This is a genomic window from Stenotrophomonas sp. STEN054 (assembly GCF_056854535.1).
Window position 1 is genome coordinate 1 of record NZ_JBXFWG010000046.1, and the last position, 19,234, is coordinate 19,234.

The window sequence follows — 19,234 nt, forward strand, 5'->3', positions numbered from 1 at the left end:
ACAACCCAAAACGGCGGCACAGTTCCAACGACGGGCTGTCCCCGGTAGAGTTTGAGAAGCGGTACGCACTAAACGGCTGACGACTGTCTACAAAAGCCTGGGCGATTCAGATCTTGATGTCCATGCCATTCAAAGCCCAAGGCACTGGCGCGTTGTCGTGGTCGAGCGCATTCGCTGTGCTGGCCGGCTGCACGCCGGGTCGAAATGGTGACAGCGGACAAGCCCCCAGTGCCAGCTCCGCTGCGGGAAGCTGCATGGCCGAGCCAACTGCTGCCTCGGCAGAGGCTGCGGGCGTGGAGTCCGCCAGCGAGGTGCCGGAATTTCCCATCATCCCGGCCATCGTGGTGCCGCAGATTCTTGGCGTTACACCTGCGCAGCAGGCGCTGGAAGCTTCATTGCAGTCAGTTCTCGGCTCCATGGAAGGCATCACCGTCTCTCCGGCGCGTTGCGACACCGGCGGCAGCCTGATCAACGGTGCTGGCATCACGCGGATGGATGAGCAGGGAACACTCACGCGCAACAGTGAGGAAGGCCTGTTCAAGATCAATGCGGATGGCAGCGGCATTGCCAACTTCGAGGGTGGCCTGATCGAGGTCAATGCGGATGGCAGTGGCACGATCAATGGCCCTGTCGCTGGTGATGGCGGGGACAGGGCAATCATCCGTGTGCAGGCCGACGGCAGTGGCACCTACAACGGTCCGGCGGGCCTGATCCAGCTCGACGGCAAGGGCGGGGGCACCTGGAATGGTGACAAGGGTCTGATCACCAATACCGGCGACGGTGGCGGTACGTGGAACGGTCCCATGGGCCTGATCCGCGTCAATCCTGACGGATCCGGAACCTGGAATGGCGATGCAGGCCTGATCGTCAACAACGGCGACGGTACAGGCACCATTGGTCCGCCAGCGCGCCCGGTAAAAATGCCGCCCATGCCGCGACTCCCGCCCGCTGGAAAATTTCCGCCGCTGAAAAAATTTGCGCCCCCCGGTGCTCCTTGCGGCTACCTCATCACGTTGAATGATCGGCTGCTCTTCGATTTTGACAAGGCTACGATCCGCGCGGATGCGGCGCAGCTGCTGGATACACTATCGTCCGCGCTGGCGCGGGTGAAAGCCTCGCGCATGGAGGTTCGGGGGCATACCGATGCCAAGGGCGAAGATGCCTACAACCAACAGCTTTCGGAGCGTCGTGCCCAAGCCGTGCAGGCTGCGCTGCGCGAGCGGGGTGCGACACAGCAGATGGATGCTCGCGGCTTTGGCGAGCGCGAACCGGTTGCCCCCAACGAACTGGAGGGCAAAGACAACCCCAGCGGCCGCCAGCTCAATCGGCGCGTTGAGATTTTCGTCCACACCTGATAGCCGGAGAATCTTGAAATGAAGAGCGCCGTAAGTAAGTCGCTCAAGTTTGCTCTGGCCAGTGCGGTGCTGCTGACCTCACTTCCTGCGATGGCCGCAGCAGAGTTCAGCCTTGGCTACGATGTCGATCGCTTTCCTGCAAAGCGGCTAAGCCTTGCCTCCTGTCGCGCAGCGATCGCCAGAGGCGCAACGGCGCTTGGATACATGACGCGCGTGGATCAGGACCAGAGGACGCTAACCGTCCAAGTCTCTGCACCTCGCGCCGATGGTCGCTCATTGATCGCGTACTGCATCAGTGCCGCGGATCAGACCGTGTTCGTCATCCAGGCATTCGACTACAGCAGCCCCGGCAATCCGGATGTCAACCGGGTCAAACAGCGGGTCGGCGCAGAGGTGCGCAAGGCGGCGATGCGATGAGGGCCCATCGTGCGGCTCAGCCTCGCCGGTAGCGGTCTGGCTTGTTATGGCACAGCGGATAACTGGAGCACGACCGGAACGCCCCATGCGGCCCGTTCCGCTCCACAAACACGCCCACCTTGCACACCGGGCAGCGCGCGTCATTGATGGCCGCGCCTGAAATGCCGGTCACCTCCACAACGCCTTCCTCCACCAACTCATCCAGGAAGGGCGAATGCTTCCCCTGCAGCGTAAACATTGCCACGCTGCGCCGCGCACGCGTCAGCGCCACGTAGAACAGTCGCCGCTCTTCGCTCAGCGGATAGGTGTCCCCATCGGGCATCGCCAGCGACAGCACCGGGTCATCCGCGCGCAGGCTCGGGAATCCACGATTCACCATGCCCGGCAGGATCACGTAGTCCGCCTCGCGCCCCTTCGAGCGATGGGCAGTCAGGAACTCAACCTCCATCGTGCTGCCAAACAACGTCTTCCAATCCGCAGGCACTGCATTGCGATCGGCCCGGTAGCGGCCCAGCACGAATACGCGAACACGCCCATCGCGCCCCTTCGGCACCGCCCCGGACAGCAACTGCTGATGCAGCTTGGCCAGATACTGTCGAACACCGTCCTGCACCTCCTCGCGCCGGGTCATCTGGAAGGCCTGCAGCACCGGCCCAATCGCGGGCGTAGCCGAACGCACCGCTTTGGCAATATGGGCAGGATTGCGGCTGATGAAGCGGCTGGAGATATCGCACAGTTCCTGCGGGCAGCGGAAAGTCTGCTCCAGCCTCAGCACCTGGGCATGGCCCATCCATTCGCGGAAGCCGGTCATCATCGAAACGTCGGCACCGGCGAAGCGATTGATCGACTGCCAGTCATCGCCCACTGCAAACAGGTGGCGGTCCGGCTGGCTGACCAGTGCACGGCAGAGGCGGGCGCGGGCGCGCGAGGCGTCCTGGAATTCGTCGGCCATCACCAGGTCGTAGGGCGATTGGTAATGCCCTTGCTCCAGAATGCCGGCGGCCATGTTGAGCATGTCCTCGAAATCGATGCCGCGCTCGTCTGCCAGCGCTTCGTCCCAGGCCTGGAAGACCGATGCGGCGATTTCCAGGAACCGCCGGTGCCGTTCCTTGAACTGGTCCTCGGGCATCTGGTGCAGGCGCACGGCCAGATCGTCCAGCGTCAGGCAGTTGCTCTTGGCGTGGGCAATGAAGGTCCGCATCAGGCCGATCAGGTCGGCATCCGGCATGGGCTTTGCGCCTTCGGTGGGCAGCTCACGGTCGGGGTTCGGGTCGAGCTCGACATCGGCATCGCCGAGTTTCTCCGCAAGATGTTCCAGCGCATGCCCGCTGCGCAGGCCGAACGAGGTCGTCTCGACCAGTGCGGTGCCGCGCGCCACGTGCTGCTGGCGCTTCCACTGCATGCCTTCAACGTAATCGGCGAAGTGCTTCGGCGGCTGGCCGTTGGCATCCAGCGCAAAGTGCTCGTGATACAGCGCTGCGTCCGGGTAATAGAAGTCCGGCCGGTACTGGCGATGGGTATCGGTGGCAGTATCAAATTCGTAACGGCGCTCGTAGTCGTACGCCACTCCGTTGTAGAACAGCCAATCGGCAATGACGCACTCTTCCAGGCTCTTCACCCGCTCGCCCTGCAGGGTGCGGATGTAGGGCGTGCCGTCGCGGTCGTAGCCATCGGCCATCATCTCGGCGCCGAACGGCGGAAGATCACGCCCGAACACCAGCCGGAACATGTCCCACTGGGTACGGAAGTGGATCGAGCGATCCTTCAGGTCATCCACCAGCTCGGCCAGCTTGTTGAAGCCCAGCGTGGCGTCGATGGCCCATTCGGGAATGTCGGGCTTGCGGCCGGTGGCCTTGCCGATGATGGCCAGGCCCAGCGCGTGGAAGGTGCGTGCCTCGACCACGGTGTCGCCCATGCCGAGCCGGTCGAAGGAGCGCTGCGCGCGTTCTTCCAGCTCCTTGGCCGCATCCTTGTTGAAGGCGAGCATGACGATCCGCTCGGGCTCGATGAACCCCCGATCGATGGCATAAGCGGCCTTGGCGACCATCGTGGAGGTCTTGCCGGAGCCAGCCGAGGCCACGACCTGCACGCAGTTGTCGAAGCAGATGACCGCGCGGGCCTGCTCCTCGGTCAGCGGCTTGCTTTCCACCCGGTCCAGAAAGTCCTTGGCCAGCAGCAGTTCGCGCGTTGTCATGGCCTCGTTGGCGTCCGCCCAGACGGCGGGCCAGTCCAGGTACCAGTCGTTCAGCGCCTCCAGTGCGGCAAGGTGGCTGCTGGAGCGCGGATCGTCATGCACGGATTCATCGAGGAACAGCCGTTCCAGATCGTCCGGCGTGAGGGGCAGGGTGGGGCGTTCGGCCAGCAGTGCCTGCTGTTCCTGGTGGGTGATCCAGCGGCGCCCGGCACTGCCGCGGTCGGTCAGGGCGTCTGCCTCGGCCAGCCACGACTGGATCTGCTGCAGGATGTCCTCGAAGAGTACCTTGCGCCCTTCAGTGTCGCGTGCAAAGAGCACCTGCTCGACAGCAGCCGAAAGTCGGGAAGCCTGGCCGTTAGGCAGGCCGTCCACAGACAGCGTTTCGCCGTCCTCGGTCTGCAGCGCAACCCTGGCCCAGAACAGACCCGGACGCACCCGCAGGCGCTGGGCTTCATCCAGTTGCTGCCGGTACTGCCGGCCGTCGATCAGAAGCTCGACCTGCTCGCCATCCAGCCGCAGGCGCCAGTCCGGCGAGCGGGTCACACGCTGGCCCCAGCCCGAGGGGCGCCATTCCATAGACATCCAGATACTGCCTTGCGTACGTCACTGGGCGTAAAGCGCCCTTACAGCCCCATGATAAGGGGGCTTGGTGCCGTGCGCGGCGTTTCGGGTCTGGCAGGTCAGCCGCCAGCGGTGGCGTTGCACCACCGCTGGCCAACACATCTCAGGCGTTCACATCCACCACGATACGTCCGCGCACCTTGCCCGGGATGATCTTCTCGTACACATCCAGCACTTCGGCCAGGCCGATCTCCTGGATGGTGCTTTCCAGCTTCTGCGGGTCCAGGTCGCTCGCCAGGCGGTCCCACGCACGCTGCCGAACCTCCTGCGGTGCGTTCACTGAATCCACGCCGGCCAGGGTGACGTTGCGCAGGATGAAGGGAATGACCGACCCGTGCAGCGCATCGCTCTGTGCCAGGCCACATGCCGCCACGGCGCCACGGTATTTGGTTTCGGCAATCGCGTTGACCAGGGTCGGGCCACCGGCCACGTCCACCACACCCGCCCAGCGTTCCTTGCTGACCGGCCGCTCGCGCGGCTCGGAGAACTGCGCGCGGTCGATGATCTCCGCCGCGCCCAGGCTGTGCAGGTACTCGGCATGTTCCGGACGGCCGGTTGCAGCCACCACGCGATAGCCCAGCTTGGACAGAATGGCCACGGCAATGGAGCCCACGCCGCCGTTGGCGCCGGTCACCAGCACATCGCCCTTGTCCGGCGTTATGCCCGCATCCTCCAGCGCCAGCACGCACAGCATGGCGGTGTAGCCAGCGGTGCCGATGGCCATGGCATCGCGGGTGGTCAGGTTGCCGGGGATCTTGTTCAGCCATTCGCCACGCACGCGCGCACGCTGGGCCAGGCCGCCGTGGTGGCCCATGCTCAGGTCCCAGCCATTGAGCACCACGCGATCACCGGCCTTGAAACCGGCATTGCTGGATTCCAGCACCACGCCGGCCAGATCGATACCGGGGATGAGTGGATACGTGCGCATGACCGGGCGCTCGTTGGTCAGCGCCAGCGCGTCCTTGTAATTGAGCGTTGAATATTCGACCTGCACCAGGACGTCGCCCTCCATCAGGCTGGCTTCATCGAAATCGACCAGTTCGGTGGCAACACCGGTGTCGGTCTTGCGGGTCAGCAGTGCCTTGAAACTCATGGTGGGGCCTCGCGTTCAGGGGATGGCTCCATGCTAGGCTCGCACCGTTATCGCAACAAGAACGATGGTTTTTCGTAGGTACTATGGTTTTCCGGAGTAGGTATGCGTAGCAGGCGTTGGGACAACAAAAGCGGGTGTGCCGTGGAGGTCACGCTGTCGGTAATGGGCGGTGTGTGGAAGCCGATCATTTTGTTTCACCTGATGACCGGTAAGCGGCGTTTCATGGAACTGACGCGACGCGTGCCGAATGCCACCCAGTCCATGCTGACCAGCCAGCTGCGCGAGCTTGAAGCCGATGGCGTGGTGGTCCGCCACGTTTACCCCGAAGTGCCGCCGAAGGTGGAATACGAGCTTTCCGAGTTCGGCCGCACGCTGGTGCCGGTGCTGCTGGCCATGCGCGAGTGGGGTGAGACCTATCGGGGGTACCAGCAGGCGGACGCGGGCGTGGATGCGTGAGTGACGTCGCGTTCGGCTCGGCGTTACCGGCTGAGTCAACCGTTTCGCCTGACAGGTCGGGGCGACGAATCACCTCCTCCAGCGTGCATTTCGACACGCCGTGACGCTACCGCCACGAGAGCGTGCGGATGCGGGTTTTCCCTACTTTTCAGCACTGAAGAAGTGCGCCAATCATCGCATCGCCAAGGCACTCGCCTTGGCCGGGATTGGCGTCCCGAACTTACAAAACACGCGGCGTCGCGATTGCAGCCAGAGCTGTAGCCGCGACAATGCACCCCTGCCAGCTTATGGCGGACGGTGCGTGGGGATCTAAGGATCCGCCGGCTTCTTGTGTTTTGTATCCGGCACGCCAACCCGCACCGTCTGCCACCTTGCATCTGCAGGTGGCCACACCGTGAGGTTGCCGCCATGTCCGACCGTCTTCCCGCCTATCCCCGCCTGCACGCGCTGCTCGGCAGCGCCCTGCGCGATCTTCCCAATGCCCTGGCCGAAAAGCTCGAGGATGCCCTCTGCGAATCCGCTGAATCCGCTGCGTCATCCGCCTTCCTGGCCCTGCTGAAAAGCTTCGGCAAAAACACGCGGGCCGATGGCCAGCCCTGGACCGAAACCCGCCTCAGCCCGGGCCGTGCGTTCGATCTGGCCCTGGCGACCCGCAGCGCGTCGGGCATTACCGCACTGACGGCCGTGCTGCACGCCGCACACATTGCTCGGGAGAGTGACGATCCGGACAGCTGTCCGTCCTCGGCGGTCATCGACGGACTGTTTAACGCCTGCCAAGTGCTGTCGGTGCAGGTGGAACGCTGTCTGGTGCCGTAAAGGCTGGGACGCCGTTCCTGTCCCATTGACACCCGGTTCTCTATAGTGGCCCCGGAACCCTGCTATGGAATGGCCATGCACGTGATGTCCCCCGGCCGCTGCCTGGCACTGGCACTTGCTGTCGCAGCAAGTGCCGGTGCATGCGCACGGCCGCCATCCAGCGAACACGAAAGGAATTCTGCCATGTCGGGCGCAACCCAGACCGGCCGTACCCTCAATGGGCATACCTACACCGATGCACCGGTGGATGTGAAACTCGGTCCGACAACGTTCCGGTTTCCCGCCAATTATCTGGACAGCCAGATCGCGCCTTGGCCGGGCGAGGGCGTCACTCTGGTGATTGAATGGCCGGATATGAAGCCGACGGCGCCAGGTGCGCGGGCCGATCCACGCACAAACGATTTTCGAAAGGAGGTCAAGGTCCTTATTGACTACGTCGACCGTGTGCCCATCCAAACCGTGTTGGCACGGTACTCCGGCGACGAGGCCCATACGGACGGCGATTCGGTGGAGCGCGGTGATCCTGCTGCCAGGCTTGATCTGCGTATCGCGCAGCCCGAAACCTTGGGCTTGATTCCGTACGCCATCGATGAAGAGAAGATGGCCGTGTATTCAGAGCGATACCAGGCCCGCTATGGCAGGCCGGCACCGCGGAACCCGGCCTACGAAGGTGACTGGTACGTGGTCCGTGACGCACATGCTCGTCTGACCACCTTCATCAAGTGCGACAGCAGTAAGCACAGTGCGGATGGCCTGCGTGTGCAAGGCAGCGAGATCATGGACATGCCTGGATCTACAGTGGCTGGTTGTACGCACTACTTCGTGGATGACGAGAGCAAGCTCTCGATCATGCTCAGCTATAACAGGGTGTTTCTGCAGGACTGGAAACGCATGGAGAGTGCTGTGAGGCGTGTCCTTGCTGAAAGCAAGGTGAAGTAATTCGTGGCCTACAGGGAGGCAGGCATGGGTGGATTGAGCCAAAAGAATCTGGAAATCCTCGGAAGTTACGCCAGGTCCGGGAATCGCGAGCTTTACTGGAACTATCTGTCGCAGCTGGAGGGGGCCGACGGCTACGGGACGCTGGCACTTGGAGTGGTGCGCAATGACAGCCTGCCTGGACGTGTGGCCAACAGTTACGCGCAGAGCCACGCGTCGCACCAGCACGACAATGGCTCCCGCCACCCCAACGCGAATCTGAGCGAGCGGGAATGGGAGTCTTTTGGGCAGACTCTGATCATGCAGGACCTCGAGCGCAGGCAGCGCTGGTTCGACCTGAAACGCCCGGATCTTGCCTTGAACCTGCCGGGCAGGGACGTGATGCTGTCACATGATCGTGCCTTTGAGCATCACAGGCTTGATCCAAACTGCTGGACCCCGCGCGTACTGCTGCAGGCTGCGCTTGCCAAGGAGGGCCCGCAGAAGATGGAGCAGATCTGGACCGGCATGCTCAACAACGACTACCGCGGCATTACGCGTGCTTGGGACACCAGCACTGACGCTGTGACCCAGATGGGAGCGTGGAACGGCAGTCGCTACGTTCTGACATTGACCGCACACGAAGCGGCCCAGGCCCTTGAAGGACGCTCATCGGTCGATCCCAACGTGATCGGTGGCAATAGCCACTACGCTTTGTACTTTGAGGGCGAAGGAAAGTGGGTCCAGTTCAGCTCAGGCGGTGGGCACAGTAACTCGCGCGAGATCACCGATCCCGCACGCATTGCCGAGCTCAACGATGCCCGTGAGGTGCGCTTGGAGCGACAGCAGAAGGCGACGCAGTTCCATCCCGAGGACACCTTCCGCACGATCACCCGCAGCCCGCTCACGGCGTCGGTCGACGATCTGCAGGACCCGCGGCTCGCCCCGACCCGCCTGGCCGACATCGGTCCGGGTCATGCCGAGTACGGTCTGCTGCAACAGGTCAGGCAGGGTGTCGCGGTTCTGGATGCGCAGGCCGGGCGCACGCATGATGAAAGCAGCGAGCGCCTGACCGCCAGCGTGATGGCGCTGGCGCGCCAACACCACCTGGAGCGGGCCGACCACGTGATGCTGAGCGCGCAGACGAGCGACAACCCCGCCGGCCGGAACGTCTTTGTGGTGCAGGGCGAGCCGAACGACCCCGCGCATCTGCGTGCCTCGATGCCTACGGATCTGGCAGTGCAGACACCTGTCGAGCAATCGCTGCAGCGCCTGCAGGTGGCGAGCATGGAGCGCGAGCAGACCCAGACGCAGCGCCAGCAGCAGGAGATGGATCTGCAGACAAGGGACAACCCATCCATGCGCATGGGCTAGGCGCCATGGCGACGTAACCGAAGCCTCACGCCGCCTTTGCAACTCCGCGTGCGGCCATTGCTAAGTTCGCTTGCAACCCATTCAAGGAACCCAGCAATGACCCGGAAGTCCCCGCTTGTCCTGCTCGGCCTCTGCCTGACCCCAGCGCTGGCCATTGCCCAATCCGACCGCCAGGTGGCCGAAGACATGGTTACCCGTGCCGCCAACGTCTGCCCTGGGCACAGCACCGAGCGCACCGCGCCTACCGTGAAGAAGGTGCCGGTGGGCGCGCTGCGGGTGATGCTCGACCGCGGCCTGGTGATGTGCCCGGACCGCCGGCTGGATGCTTCGGCGCCGGCGGTGTTCTATGGGCGTGTGGGGGTGTTCGGGTGGAACCCGGACGTACCGGCGGCTGCGACGGTCGTTGTGGCGAAGATCGACCAGATGACCCGCAAGGATGAGTACCCGGTGGAGACGCTGGTGTGGGATGCGAAGGGCACGGCGTTGACCCAGCAGACCGTGCCGGCGTTCGAACCGCGGCCGGGTGCGGCGGTGTTGTACAAGGTGCGCTGAGCGTAGCGCGTGTCTCCAGGTAGTTGCCCACCTTGGTGGGCGCTGTTGCTCGCACGCGCGGTGACAGAACCGTGTCCACCAAGGTGGGCACCTACCAGAGCAGTACAAGGTGGGCGGCCGACACCTTCAGATCCTCAGCGTAAGCACCGTGCCGTCGCCATCGGCACTGGTAACACTCAACGTGCCACCGTGGGCCTTGGCGATCTGTGAGGCGATGTAGAGGCCGAGCCCGAGGCCAGGGTCCAGGCGTCGCTCCTGCGGCCGCGAGAACGGCTCGAACAGCTGTGCCAGCTGCGCCTCAGGGATGACGCCCTGGTTGGCGACGCTGATCTCGATGCCGGCGCCGTCGCTGTGCCCACGCACCCGGATCGGCTGATCAGGCGTACCGTGCACGGCGGCGTTGATGACCAGGTTGGCCAGCAACTGGCACAGCCGCGCCGCGTCGCACATGAACGTCGATGGCAACTGCAGGTCGACCTCGCAGACGCGCTGCGGATAGGGGCGCATGGCCTCCCGGCAGGCCATGGCGAGGATCCCGGACAGGTCCGACCACGGTTCCAGCTTCAGCGCGATGCCGGTGCCGAGCCGGCCCCGTGCGAAATCCAGGGTGACATCGATCAGCTCGGCGATGCGGTCGGCACTGTCGTTGATATGGCCCAGCACCTTCTGCTGCGAATCGGTCAGCGCGCCAAAGCCCAGCAGATCGACACCGGCGCGGATGGCCTGCACGGGGTTGCGCAGATCGTGCGCCAGTACGCCGATGAATTCCTCGCGCTGCTTGGCCACCCGCTGCAGCTCGGCATTGGACTGCTCGAACTCGATCAGTTGCCGGCTGACCGACGCGCCGTGCGCCTTCAGTCCATTGATCATGCGGGTATCGGCATCGTGGCAACGGATGGCATCGATCTGCGCCGCCACCATCTCAGCCAGTGCGCCCAGCGACTGTACCCGCTCCGGGTCCAGCGGCCGCGGCTCCGGGTCCAGCGTGCACAAGGTGCCAAAGATGGAGCCGTCTTCGAGCAGCAGCGGCACGGAGATGAAGCTGCGGAAGCCATACAGCCCAGGCAGAGGGCTGCACTTGTACTCAGGATGCGCCAGGAAATCACTGAACCAGACCGGCGTGCGTGTCGCGCGCACGTCCTTGCAGAAAGTGTTGTTCACATCAAGGTGCATGCCGCTTGAGATACCCAGGCCTGCGCTATCGATGCTCTGGATGGACCGGGCGGACGTGTCGGTCACCTCAGCCACCAGCGCCACCCGCATGCCGGTCAGCGCGCATGCCAGGTCCAGCGAGGGCCGGAAATCAATTCGGGAAGGCATGAGGGATCCGGGCAGACTGCAGTGTGCAACCAGTATAGCGAGCGCTACCGCAGTTTCATCACGCCTTCGCGGCTGAATCCTCACACTCCAGCCCCCTCCCAGACCGCAAGGCATGCCGTGATCAGCAGTACGCTCCTCCAGACCTTCTCCGCCTCCAGTCAGGCCGATGCCCGTTTGCTGCGCACCCGGTTCGGCCAGGCGGAAACCTACCTGGGCTGCTGCGTAACCGGCATAGAGCATGGCAGGCCGGTATTTGACCTGACCGGCGAGCAGATGCTGGATGCGCTGTTCGAGCGCGCCGGGCAGGTGAAGGTGGTGGTGCTGGGCAGCGCTTTCGAGTGCCCCATCCGTTTCCATCAGGAACTGCAGCAGGTGCCAGCCGATACCGCGCTGTGTTTCGCATTTGGCGATGGCGCAACGCTGGAGGAGGCGTTGCCGCTGCTGCGCCCGCAGTACACCGGCGGCGTGCTGGAGCGCTGCGGCTCGCTGGAGGGTGTCGGCGTGGCTGAACTGGTGGCCGCACGCGCTGCGTGATCGCGAGCAAAGTCAGTCAGGCCAGCTCGACGCTACCGGGCGGGAAGTGCTGCTGCGAAGCGTTCGCTGAACGCTTCAGCTGTCATCGGGCGGGCCAGAGCGAAGCCCTGGATTTCATCGCAACCCAGCGCCTGCAGCCGTGCAACCTGCTCGGCGCTCTCCACGCCTTCGGCCACCGCCGCATGACCCAGCCGCTGCGCCAGGCCGATGATCGCTTCCACTTTCAGCGCCGCACGAGGGTCCACACACAGGCGGTCGATCACCGTCTTGTCCAGCTTCAGCGTGCTGATCGGCAGCTCGGTGAGGTAGCCGAAGTTGCTGTAGCCGCTGCCAAAATCATCCACGGCGATGCGCAGCCCCGCGTCCGCCATCTGCCGAAGCTGCCGGCCGGCAGGTGAGTCCACGCGCAGCCACTGGCTCTCGGTGATTTCCACTTCGATGTCCGCGCAGGAGAGCCCTTTCTGTTCGATCGCGCGGATCAATCGCAGTGCTGCGTCTTCCTCGGCCATGTCGCGGGCAGTGTAGTTGATCGACAGCGTCAGCTTGATGCCCGCTGCGCGCCAGGCCGCACACTGGTCCAGTGCCTGGTCGACCACCCAGCGGGTGATGCCCTGCATGACCGCCGTGCGTTCGAAGACCGGGATGAACTCGGCCGGACTGACCGCGCCCAGCTGCGGGTGGTTCCAGCGGATCAGCACCTCGGCCGCCACCGGCATCAGGTCCGAGGCCCGGAAGCGCGGCTGGTAGACCAGGTGGAACTGTTTTTCCTGTAGTGCCTCGCGCGCATCGGTGGCCAGCCGGTAGCCCCGCCGCGTGCGCGCATCGCGGGTCTCGGAATACCAGCGGAACACCGAGCGGCTGTTGATGGCGGCGTTCAACCCCACCAGCATGCGGCGGATGGCCTCGTCGGCGTTGTGCTGGCCCAGGGTGATGCAGCAGATGCCGGCATGGAACGAGGGCGCCATTGGCACCTGCGCGGCCATCAGCGGTCGGGTCAGTCGCTCCTGCAGCTCAACGACCAGATCCTCCAGTGCCTTGGACGAGGACAGCTCGACCACGAATGCAAACCGCGCCACGCCCACGTGGTAGACCTCGGCCATGCCCTCGAGCGCCACGCAGAGCCGCACGCCGATACGACGGATCAGCGTTTCCAGCGGTGCCATGCCCAGCACCTGGCCGGCTTCTGTGGCGGTGGTCGCATCGAAGACGTCGATCAGCACCGCATGCAGGAAAGTATCCGGTTCGCGCTCGGCATGGGCGGCGAAATCCAGGGCGAACTGATGTCGGTCGGGCAGGCCGCTGACCGGATCCCGGCGGCCGCTCAGGGCGCGCAGCTCCAGTTCGTTCATCGCAGCGCTGGCCAGGGTCTGCAGCTGCCGACGCTCCGCTTCGGAGAACTGCCGGGGAGCGTCGTCCATGATGCAGAACGCGCCGATGGCAACGCCATTACGGGCAACCAGCGGTGCACCGGCATAGAAGCGAAGCTGCGCTGGACCGGTCACCAGCGGATTGCTGGCGTGGCGTAGGTGCGCGCGCAGGTCATCAATCACCAGCGTATCGGCGGATCCAATCGTCGAGGCGCAGATCGAATCGCGGATATGGGTCTGGGTGACGGCCAGGCCCTTGCGCGAAACCAGCCGTTGGCGATCGACCTCCAGCAGCGAAACGAACGCCACGGGCACGTTGAAGGCGTGGGTGGCGAGCTCGGTAAGATCGTCGAGGGCGGCACCGGAGACGGCGCCCAGGGCATTGAGTCCGGCCAGAGTGGAGAGGCGTTCTTGTTCGGGGGAGGGCATCAGGACCACATCAGAACGTAGTGCAGGTAGCAGGGGAAGGGGGCAGGCCGTCGGCCGCTGAATGCTTCAGGCCTGCCGCGCGATGCTAGGCCGCGCGCCTGAGTGCGCCGGTCGCCTGTGCCGAGACGCGGAACACGGCCGCCGCCTGGTCCAGGTCTGCCGCCTGCCCGGCCATGGCGCGGGCCGCGGCGCTGGCTTCCTCCACCAGCGCGGCGTTCTGCTGGGTGGCCTCATCCATCTGCGCGATGGTCTGGTTGACCTGTTCGATGCCGGCCGCCTGCTCGACGCTGGCCTGGGCGATCTGCTGCACCAGATGCCCGGTCTGGCCCGCGGCGTCGGTCAGCTGGCCGATGGCGGCCTCGGTCTGGCGGGCGATGCAGATGCCGGCTTCGACCCGGCCGGTGGATTCATCGATCAGCGCCTTGATGTCCTTGGCCGAGGCCGCCGCGCGCTGGGCCAGCGTGCGCACTTCACTGGCCACCACCGCAAAGCCGCGGCCCTGTTCGCCGGCGCGCGCCGCCTCGACCGCGGCATTGAGGGCGAGAATGTTGGTCTGGAACGCGATGCCATCGATCAGGCTGACCATCTCGCCGATCCGCAGCGACGAGGCATTGATCTGCCCCATCACCCGCACCACGTCCTGCACTGCTTGGGCGGTCTGCTGCAGGGCGTCGCCCGCGCTGCGCGAGGCCGCATCGGCCTGCTGTGCGTGCTCGGCATTCTGGCGCACGGTGGAGGTGAGTTCCTCCATCGAGGCAGCAGTTTCTTCCAGGTTGGCGGCCTGGCTCTCGGTACGCCGTGACAGGTCGGCGTTGCCCGCGGCAATCTCATCGGACGCGCTGGCGATCGCCCCGGAAGCTTCCTGGATGCGGCGGATGATGCCCGCCAGATTCTCCGCAGTGCGGTTGGTGTCGCGCTGCATGGTGGCGAACACACCCTGGAAGTCGCCTTCGATACGGCGGGTCAGATCGCCTTCGGCCATGGCACCGAGCACCTTGGACAACGCACCGAGACTGCCGTCAGCGGTGGCCATCAGGCGGTTGAGGTCTTCAATCATGCGACGGAAATCGTGACGGTATTCTGCGGCATCGCCACGCACGCTGAAGTCGCCGGCGGCGGCCGCCGCCGCCAGGCGCTGGATGTCCTGATTGATCGCGTGCAGGCTGGCCTTGGCCGCATCCATCGATTCGTGCAGGATCGCACGGCTGCCCGGCAGGCGTCGTGCGTCCCGGCTCAGGTCCCCCTGCGCGTACTGGTTGAGCACTTCGATGGCATCGACGATCGCATCCAGATGCTCGAACACCATCGTGTTCATGCCCTGCGCCAGTTCGCCGTAGACACCGGGGAAATCAACCGGCATGCGGTGGCTGATGTCCTCGGCGGCATGCTTGCCGATCATCAGCTGGGTCTGCTGCGAGAAGCGCTGCAGCAGGCCGACCATGCCGTCGGTGGCGCGCAGCATCTGGCCCACTTCGTCGGGGCTGTCGTCCTGGTGGCGGACGCTGAGGTCACCACGGGTGACCGCATTGATCGACGCCTGCACCTGCGCCAGCGGGCGAGTCAGGCTGCGCGAGATCAGCCACGCCGCGATGACGCCCAGGCCCAGGCTGAGCATGCCGAACAGGCTGAGCAGCGTCGTGGTCCTTGCGGCCAGCGCCCGCATGTCCTGTGCGGCCTCTTCGACCAGTTTCTGCTGCAGATCGGCAAACTCGGCGAGCGCCGCGTTCCAGTCGGCGGCGGCGGGTCCAGCGCGGGTCAGCAGCTGCGTGCTGGCAGCGTCGAAGTCACCTGCCTGCATCGCTGCATCCAGATCGCGGTTGAGTGCCATGGTGGCCTGCTGCTTCTGGGCGACCTTGCCACGCATCGTTTCGGCCAGCGGGCTGCTCGCCGGGCGCTCGGTGAAGTGGGCCCAGATCTGGTCATAGCGCGCCGACATCGCGTGCGCCTTGGCCAGATCGGCCTCCAGGCCCTGACCACGCTTGATCAGCATGTCGCGGCGCAGGAGCAGCAGCTCCTTGTTGATGATGAGCATGTCGTACAGCTCACCCATGCGGGTCACGCGCACGTTGACCGCGTTGTCGAACTGTTGGCGCTGCTGGTAGTTGCTGTGCAGGGCGATCGCAAGAATGGTGGCGATCAGAAGGAGCAGGATGGAAAAGCCCGCAGTGAGGCGGGTGCCAACCTTGAAGCGGCGCAGTGTGTTCAATTTGTGAAATCCGGTAGTCGTTGTAGGCCCGACTGCCGGGCGTGTCTGCGCAGGAGAGAGTCCCGGCAAGCAGTACGACGATAGCGGCGGCGCAGGCTGAAGCTTTAGCGCCGCGGTTCGGATTTTTTCGGGGACGCCCGTGTATCAGGCAATGCAGAGCAGAAACACCGCCGACAGCGCGAGCATCAGCACGAATACGCGCCGGCTCAGGGCCAGGCAGGCGAGGCCGGCCGCCAGTGCCCAAGCGCCCAGCAGGACGCAGGCCAGCAGCCACAGGCCCATGCCCATCAGCGAGCCGGACACCACGCCGGACATCGCCAGTGCTTTGAACAGGCCCACGCCGAGCACGCTGCCGAGCATTCCTGCCTGCAGGGCGACGGCATCATGACGGGCAGGGGCAGGGCGGTGATGCATGGGCTGCACTGTGCAGGACGCCACATCCACGCCATGTGTTTTTTGCGGTTCAGCGCAAGGGGTGAGAGCGGTCGGATCCTTTCCATAGGAAAGGGCTCTGACCCCGGATCTCCAATCAGGCGCCCCTGGCCTGTCGCTCACGCATCGTCATCCAGCGCGTCGCCGTCCCAATCGGGCAGCGCCTCGTCGGCACGCATGGCGTCGGGGTCTACCGGCTCCAGCAGGGTATAGTCATCGCGACGCGCATCGCGGATACCCAGGCCGACATAGGCAGCCTCCAGGGCTGCGGTATGCGCGTGCCGTCGCAGCTGCGCTGGCATGGTCAGCTCCCCCCTCAGCCAGGCCGCCGCGGCCGCGGGTTCCACAAACACCGGCCCATCGGCAGACAGCGGGGCCGGGATCGCCGGGTTGCCATCGGTCAGGATCGAAAACGTGTCGCGCGAGTCGCCGGTCTCGTCCTGCCAGTGCTCCCATAAACCGGCCGCCAGCAGCGCCAACCCATCCTGGCGCTGGACGAACATCGGCCACGGTGGCCGTCGTTGCCGGTCCCATTTGAAATACCCGGTCATCGGCACGATGCAGCGCCGCTTGCTCCAGGCATCGGCAAAGATGCGGCTGCGCGGGGCGCGTTCCAGCCGCGCGGTCACGGTGGTATAGGGCGTGGAGGGTTGCTTCGACCAGCGCGGCACCAGACCCCACTGCATCTCCGCAACGACTGTCGTGCCCTCAGCGTCGGTGGCGCCGGCCGCCCAGACCCAGGCGTGTCCGTCCTTGCCGACGTTGTAGCGTTCATCCGCCGTTGCCAGCATTGCTGATACATCACCGGGCAGGGCAGTGGGGAAGCTGTCCACGTCCACGAAGGCCTGCACGAAACGCCGCATGCCCGCTCCGTCGCCGCCTCAGCGCGACGGATGTGCCTGAAGCACGTCGCGTCCGCGCGGGGTCAGGTCGATATCGCCGTCTTCCGCCTGCACGGCAAGGCCTGCCGAGACCGCCCAGCTGGCGGCGTCACTGTCCACCTGCTCCGCATCTGCAATGGCCTGCAGGATCCGGCGCTCTGCTCCGGTCAGCGATGCCTCCATGTTCATACGCCCAGCACGCGCGGCAGCTGCCAGTCGGCCACACGCGCATTGCTCACTGCCTGGTGGCAACCGCAGTCGTCACAGCGGAACAGGGTGCCGCCGGGGAGGTGCAGCAGGTTGCCTTCGGTGGACGAGGTCGTGGCATCGCAGTGGTTGCAGGTCACCGTCAGCGACGTGATGCGTTCAACCCCGCCGGCCATGTTGAAGACGGCTTCGAAGGCGCGAATGGCGAAATGACCGGTGTCCGACATGAGGGAAGGGGTGCCAGGGAGAAGGTGTATTCATCGTCACACTTTCACCTGTGACGGCACCGTCAGCCCGATGCGGTGGCAAGGTCAAATCCAGCCGCGTGGCCGCAGCCCCCGTCTGTGGCAAGGGCTGTGTTGCAGGACCTCAAGCCGCCTTGCGGCGGCGGTCAACCAGCATCGACACGCCCCACAGCAGCAGGCCACCGATGGCGGTGGCGGCACCGACATAGCCGGTGGTGGCCGGACTGAAGCCGGCGCTGATGGCCATACCACCGAGCCATGGGCCCAGCGCGTTGGCGGTGTTGAACGCCGCATGGTTGGAGGCGGCGGCCAGTGTCTGCGCCTCGCCGGCCACGTCCATCAGGCGGGTCTGCAGCACGGCGGCCAGCGCACCCATGGTGCCCACGGTGATGATCATCGGGCCGATGGTCCACACCGACTGCGCGGCCAGCGGGTACAGCAGCAGCATCACAATGGACCACACCAGCACGACGGCAGCGGCGTTGAAGTGGAACTTGTCCACCAGCCAGCCGCCGGCGATGTTGCCGATGATCGCGCCGATGCCGAACACGCCCACGGCCAGCGGCATCCACGACTCGGCCACGCCGGTCACCTGCACCAGGGTCGGCGCCAGGTAGGTGAAGACACAGAACATGCCGGCAAAGCCGACCGCGCCGATGCCAAGCGCCAGCCACACCTGGGTGGTGTTGAACGCGCGCAGCTCACGCATCGGCGAGGTACGCACCTCGTCCGGGTCGGGCAGCAGGAAGCGGGCGATCATCACCACTGTGGCGATGGCCAGCACGCTGACCAGGGCGAAGGCGGTGCGCCAGCTCAGCTGCTGGCCCAGCCAGGTGGTCAGCGGGTTGCCGATCAGGATCGCGATGGACAGGCCCAGCAGCACCCGCGACATCGCCTGGCCACGCTGGCCGGCAGGGCTGATGGCCGCGGCTACCAGCATCGCCACGCCGAAGTAGGCGCCATGCGGCAGACCGGCGACGAAGCGCGCGATCAGCATCGTGCCGTAGTTGGGCGCCAGGGCGCTGGCCAGGTTGCCCACTGCGTAGAAGCCCATCAGCGCCAGTAGCAGCTTGCGGCGCGGGAACGAGGCGCCGATGAAGGCGAGGATCGGCGCGCCGACCACCACGCCGATGGCGTAGGCACTGATCAGGTGGCCGACCTGGGTCTCGCTGATCGACAGGCCGCGGCTGATCTCCAGCATCAGGCCCATACTGGCGAATTCACTGGTGCCGATGGCAAAGCCACCCAGCGACAGGGCAAGGATGATCCAGGTGCGCTGACGCGGCGTCAGCCGCGCGGCCAAGGGAGAATTGGGGCTCATGCGGGTCGGGCAGGGCGAGGGAAGCCGCTCATTGTACTGCTGCACTGCAGCAGCGGCACCCGCGTCAGGGTAAATCAGTGTTTGATGGGTGGCACCGACTGACCGGACCTTGGGCCGCGTCACCTTCCCACGCGCAGTGTGGATCTTCGTCTGCGCCGCCTGCATGCCGCCACCACGGCAGCGGCGGCATCATCGCCTGACGCGGGCACGCGATGTGAACGCCATCACGGAGAAGAATGCATGCAGGAGTACACGCATCAAATCGAGCTGCGCGGCCGCTATCGGCTGGTAGCGGTGACCCACGCGCCGGTGTACGCTCCCGGCGATGTCATCGGTCATACGGTCATCGCCGATGACGGGGAGCGTTTGACCGATCTGATGTCGCTGGCCGAAGCGCGCCGGTACCTGGAGGTGCTGGAGCGTGAAGAGGGCATCGAGCCCGGGCTGGAAAATGAAACCAACCTGCGGAAATGGGCGTCGCAACGACGCCGCCGCTAGG

At 65.2% G+C, this 19,234-nt stretch carries 19 protein-coding genes; 9 read left to right on the plus strand and 10 right to left on the minus strand.

The genetic code is table 11. The features are described 5' to 3' along the window. Positions 1-122 precede the first annotated feature (122 nt). Both AC1VXD_RS15945 and AC1VXD_RS15950 read left to right on the plus strand, forming a co-directional pair. Positions 123-1,355 (plus strand): OmpA family protein, encoded by a 1,233-nt coding sequence (locus tag AC1VXD_RS15945; protein WP_482992880.1) that lies wholly within the window; start codon positions 123-125, stop codon positions 1,353-1,355. Between the two features lie 18 nt (positions 1,356-1,373). Then, positions 1,374-1,772, plus strand: coding sequence for a DUF6180 family protein (locus tag AC1VXD_RS15950; RefSeq protein ID WP_482992855.1), 399 nt, complete (start codon positions 1,374-1,376; stop codon positions 1,770-1,772). Between the two features lie 16 nt (positions 1,773-1,788). Here AC1VXD_RS15950 and AC1VXD_RS15955 read toward each other — a convergent pair whose 3' ends face one another. Both AC1VXD_RS15955 and acuI read right to left on the minus strand, forming a co-directional pair. Beyond that, positions 1,789-4,542, minus strand: coding sequence for a UvrD-helicase domain-containing protein (locus tag AC1VXD_RS15955; protein WP_482992856.1), 2,754 nt, complete (start codon positions 4,540-4,542; stop codon positions 1,789-1,791). 148 nt (positions 4,543-4,690) lie between these two features. After that, positions 4,691-5,680, minus strand: coding sequence for an acrylyl-CoA reductase (NADPH) (acuI, locus tag AC1VXD_RS15960; protein WP_482992857.1), 990 nt, complete (start codon positions 5,678-5,680; stop codon positions 4,691-4,693). 102 nt (positions 5,681-5,782) lie between these two features. Between acuI and AC1VXD_RS15965 the strand changes: the two genes are divergently transcribed. The 5 genes from AC1VXD_RS15965 to AC1VXD_RS15985 all read left to right on the plus strand — a co-directional run bounded on the left by AC1VXD_RS15965 (position 5,783) and on the right by AC1VXD_RS15985 (position 9,793). Then, complete coding sequence (locus tag AC1VXD_RS15965; protein WP_482992858.1) at positions 5,783-6,136, plus strand: winged helix-turn-helix transcriptional regulator; 354 nt, start codon at positions 5,783-5,785, stop codon at positions 6,134-6,136. 408 nt (positions 6,137-6,544) lie between these two features. Then, a complete protein-coding gene (locus tag AC1VXD_RS15970; protein WP_482992859.1) occupies positions 6,545-6,952 on the plus strand; it encodes a hypothetical protein in 408 nt (135 codons plus the stop codon). Positions 6,953-7,027: 75 nt separating this feature from the next. Beyond that, positions 7,028-7,891, plus strand: coding sequence for a Smlt3025 familytype IV secretion system inhibitor (locus AC1VXD_RS15975; protein WP_482992860.1), 864 nt, complete (start codon positions 7,028-7,030; stop codon positions 7,889-7,891). Positions 7,892-7,915: 24 nt separating this feature from the next. Continuing rightward, positions 7,916-9,241 (plus strand): XVIPCD domain-containing protein, encoded by a 1,326-nt coding sequence (locus AC1VXD_RS15980; protein WP_482992861.1) that lies wholly within the window; start codon positions 7,916-7,918, stop codon positions 9,239-9,241. A 96-nt stretch (positions 9,242-9,337) separates the two neighbouring features. Then, positions 9,338-9,793: a hypothetical protein gene (locus tag AC1VXD_RS15985; RefSeq protein ID WP_482992862.1), complete on the plus strand. Its 456-nt coding sequence runs from the start codon at positions 9,338-9,340 to the stop codon at positions 9,791-9,793. Positions 9,794-9,919: 126 nt separating this feature from the next. On the opposite strand, the gene AC1VXD_RS15990 is transcribed toward AC1VXD_RS15985, so the two are convergent. After that, positions 9,920-11,113 carry a GAF domain-containing sensor histidine kinase gene (locus AC1VXD_RS15990; RefSeq protein WP_482992863.1) on the minus strand — a complete coding sequence of 398 codons (1,194 nt, stop codon included), beginning with the start codon at positions 11,111-11,113 and terminating at the stop codon, positions 9,920-9,922. A gap of 117 nt (positions 11,114-11,230) precedes the next feature. On the opposite strand from AC1VXD_RS15990, the gene AC1VXD_RS15995 reads away from it, so the two are divergent. After that, positions 11,231-11,647: a hypothetical protein gene (locus tag AC1VXD_RS15995; protein ID WP_482992864.1), complete on the plus strand. Its 417-nt coding sequence runs from the start codon at positions 11,231-11,233 to the stop codon at positions 11,645-11,647. 32 nt (positions 11,648-11,679) lie between these two features. Here AC1VXD_RS15995 and AC1VXD_RS16000 read toward each other — a convergent pair whose 3' ends face one another. The 7 genes from AC1VXD_RS16000 to AC1VXD_RS16030 all read right to left on the minus strand — a co-directional run bounded on the left by AC1VXD_RS16000 (position 11,680) and on the right by AC1VXD_RS16030 (position 18,735). Continuing rightward, positions 11,680-13,443, minus strand: coding sequence for an EAL domain-containing protein (locus AC1VXD_RS16000; RefSeq protein WP_482992865.1), 1,764 nt, complete (start codon positions 13,441-13,443; stop codon positions 11,680-11,682). Between the two features lie 85 nt (positions 13,444-13,528). Further along, complete coding sequence (locus AC1VXD_RS16005) at positions 13,529-15,649, minus strand: methyl-accepting chemotaxis protein (RefSeq protein ID WP_482992866.1); 2,121 nt, start codon at positions 15,647-15,649, stop codon at positions 13,529-13,531. Positions 15,650-15,793: 144 nt separating this feature from the next. Continuing rightward, positions 15,794-16,063 (minus strand): hypothetical protein, encoded by a 270-nt coding sequence (locus AC1VXD_RS16010; protein WP_482992867.1) that lies wholly within the window; start codon positions 16,061-16,063, stop codon positions 15,794-15,796. Between the two features lie 137 nt (positions 16,064-16,200). Continuing rightward, a complete protein-coding gene (locus AC1VXD_RS16015; protein WP_482992868.1) occupies positions 16,201-16,944 on the minus strand; it encodes an SOS response-associated peptidase in 744 nt (247 codons plus the stop codon). 18 nt (positions 16,945-16,962) lie between these two features. Beyond that, positions 16,963-17,145 (minus strand): hypothetical protein, encoded by a 183-nt coding sequence (locus tag AC1VXD_RS16020; protein ID WP_482992881.1) that lies wholly within the window; start codon positions 17,143-17,145, stop codon positions 16,963-16,965. A 2-nt stretch (positions 17,146-17,147) separates the two neighbouring features. Then, complete coding sequence (locus AC1VXD_RS16025) at positions 17,148-17,396, minus strand: hypothetical protein (protein WP_482992869.1); 249 nt, start codon at positions 17,394-17,396, stop codon at positions 17,148-17,150. A 142-nt stretch (positions 17,397-17,538) separates the two neighbouring features. Then, positions 17,539-18,735 carry an MFS transporter gene (locus AC1VXD_RS16030; protein WP_164073281.1) on the minus strand — a complete coding sequence of 399 codons (1,197 nt, stop codon included), beginning with the start codon at positions 18,733-18,735 and terminating at the stop codon, positions 17,539-17,541. Positions 18,736-18,975: 240 nt separating this feature from the next. Here AC1VXD_RS16030 and AC1VXD_RS16035 point away from each other — a divergent pair, with 240 nt between their 5' ends. Next, a complete protein-coding gene (locus tag AC1VXD_RS16035; RefSeq protein ID WP_482992870.1) occupies positions 18,976-19,233 on the plus strand; it encodes a hypothetical protein in 258 nt (85 codons plus the stop codon). Position 19,234: the final 1 nt, after the last annotated feature.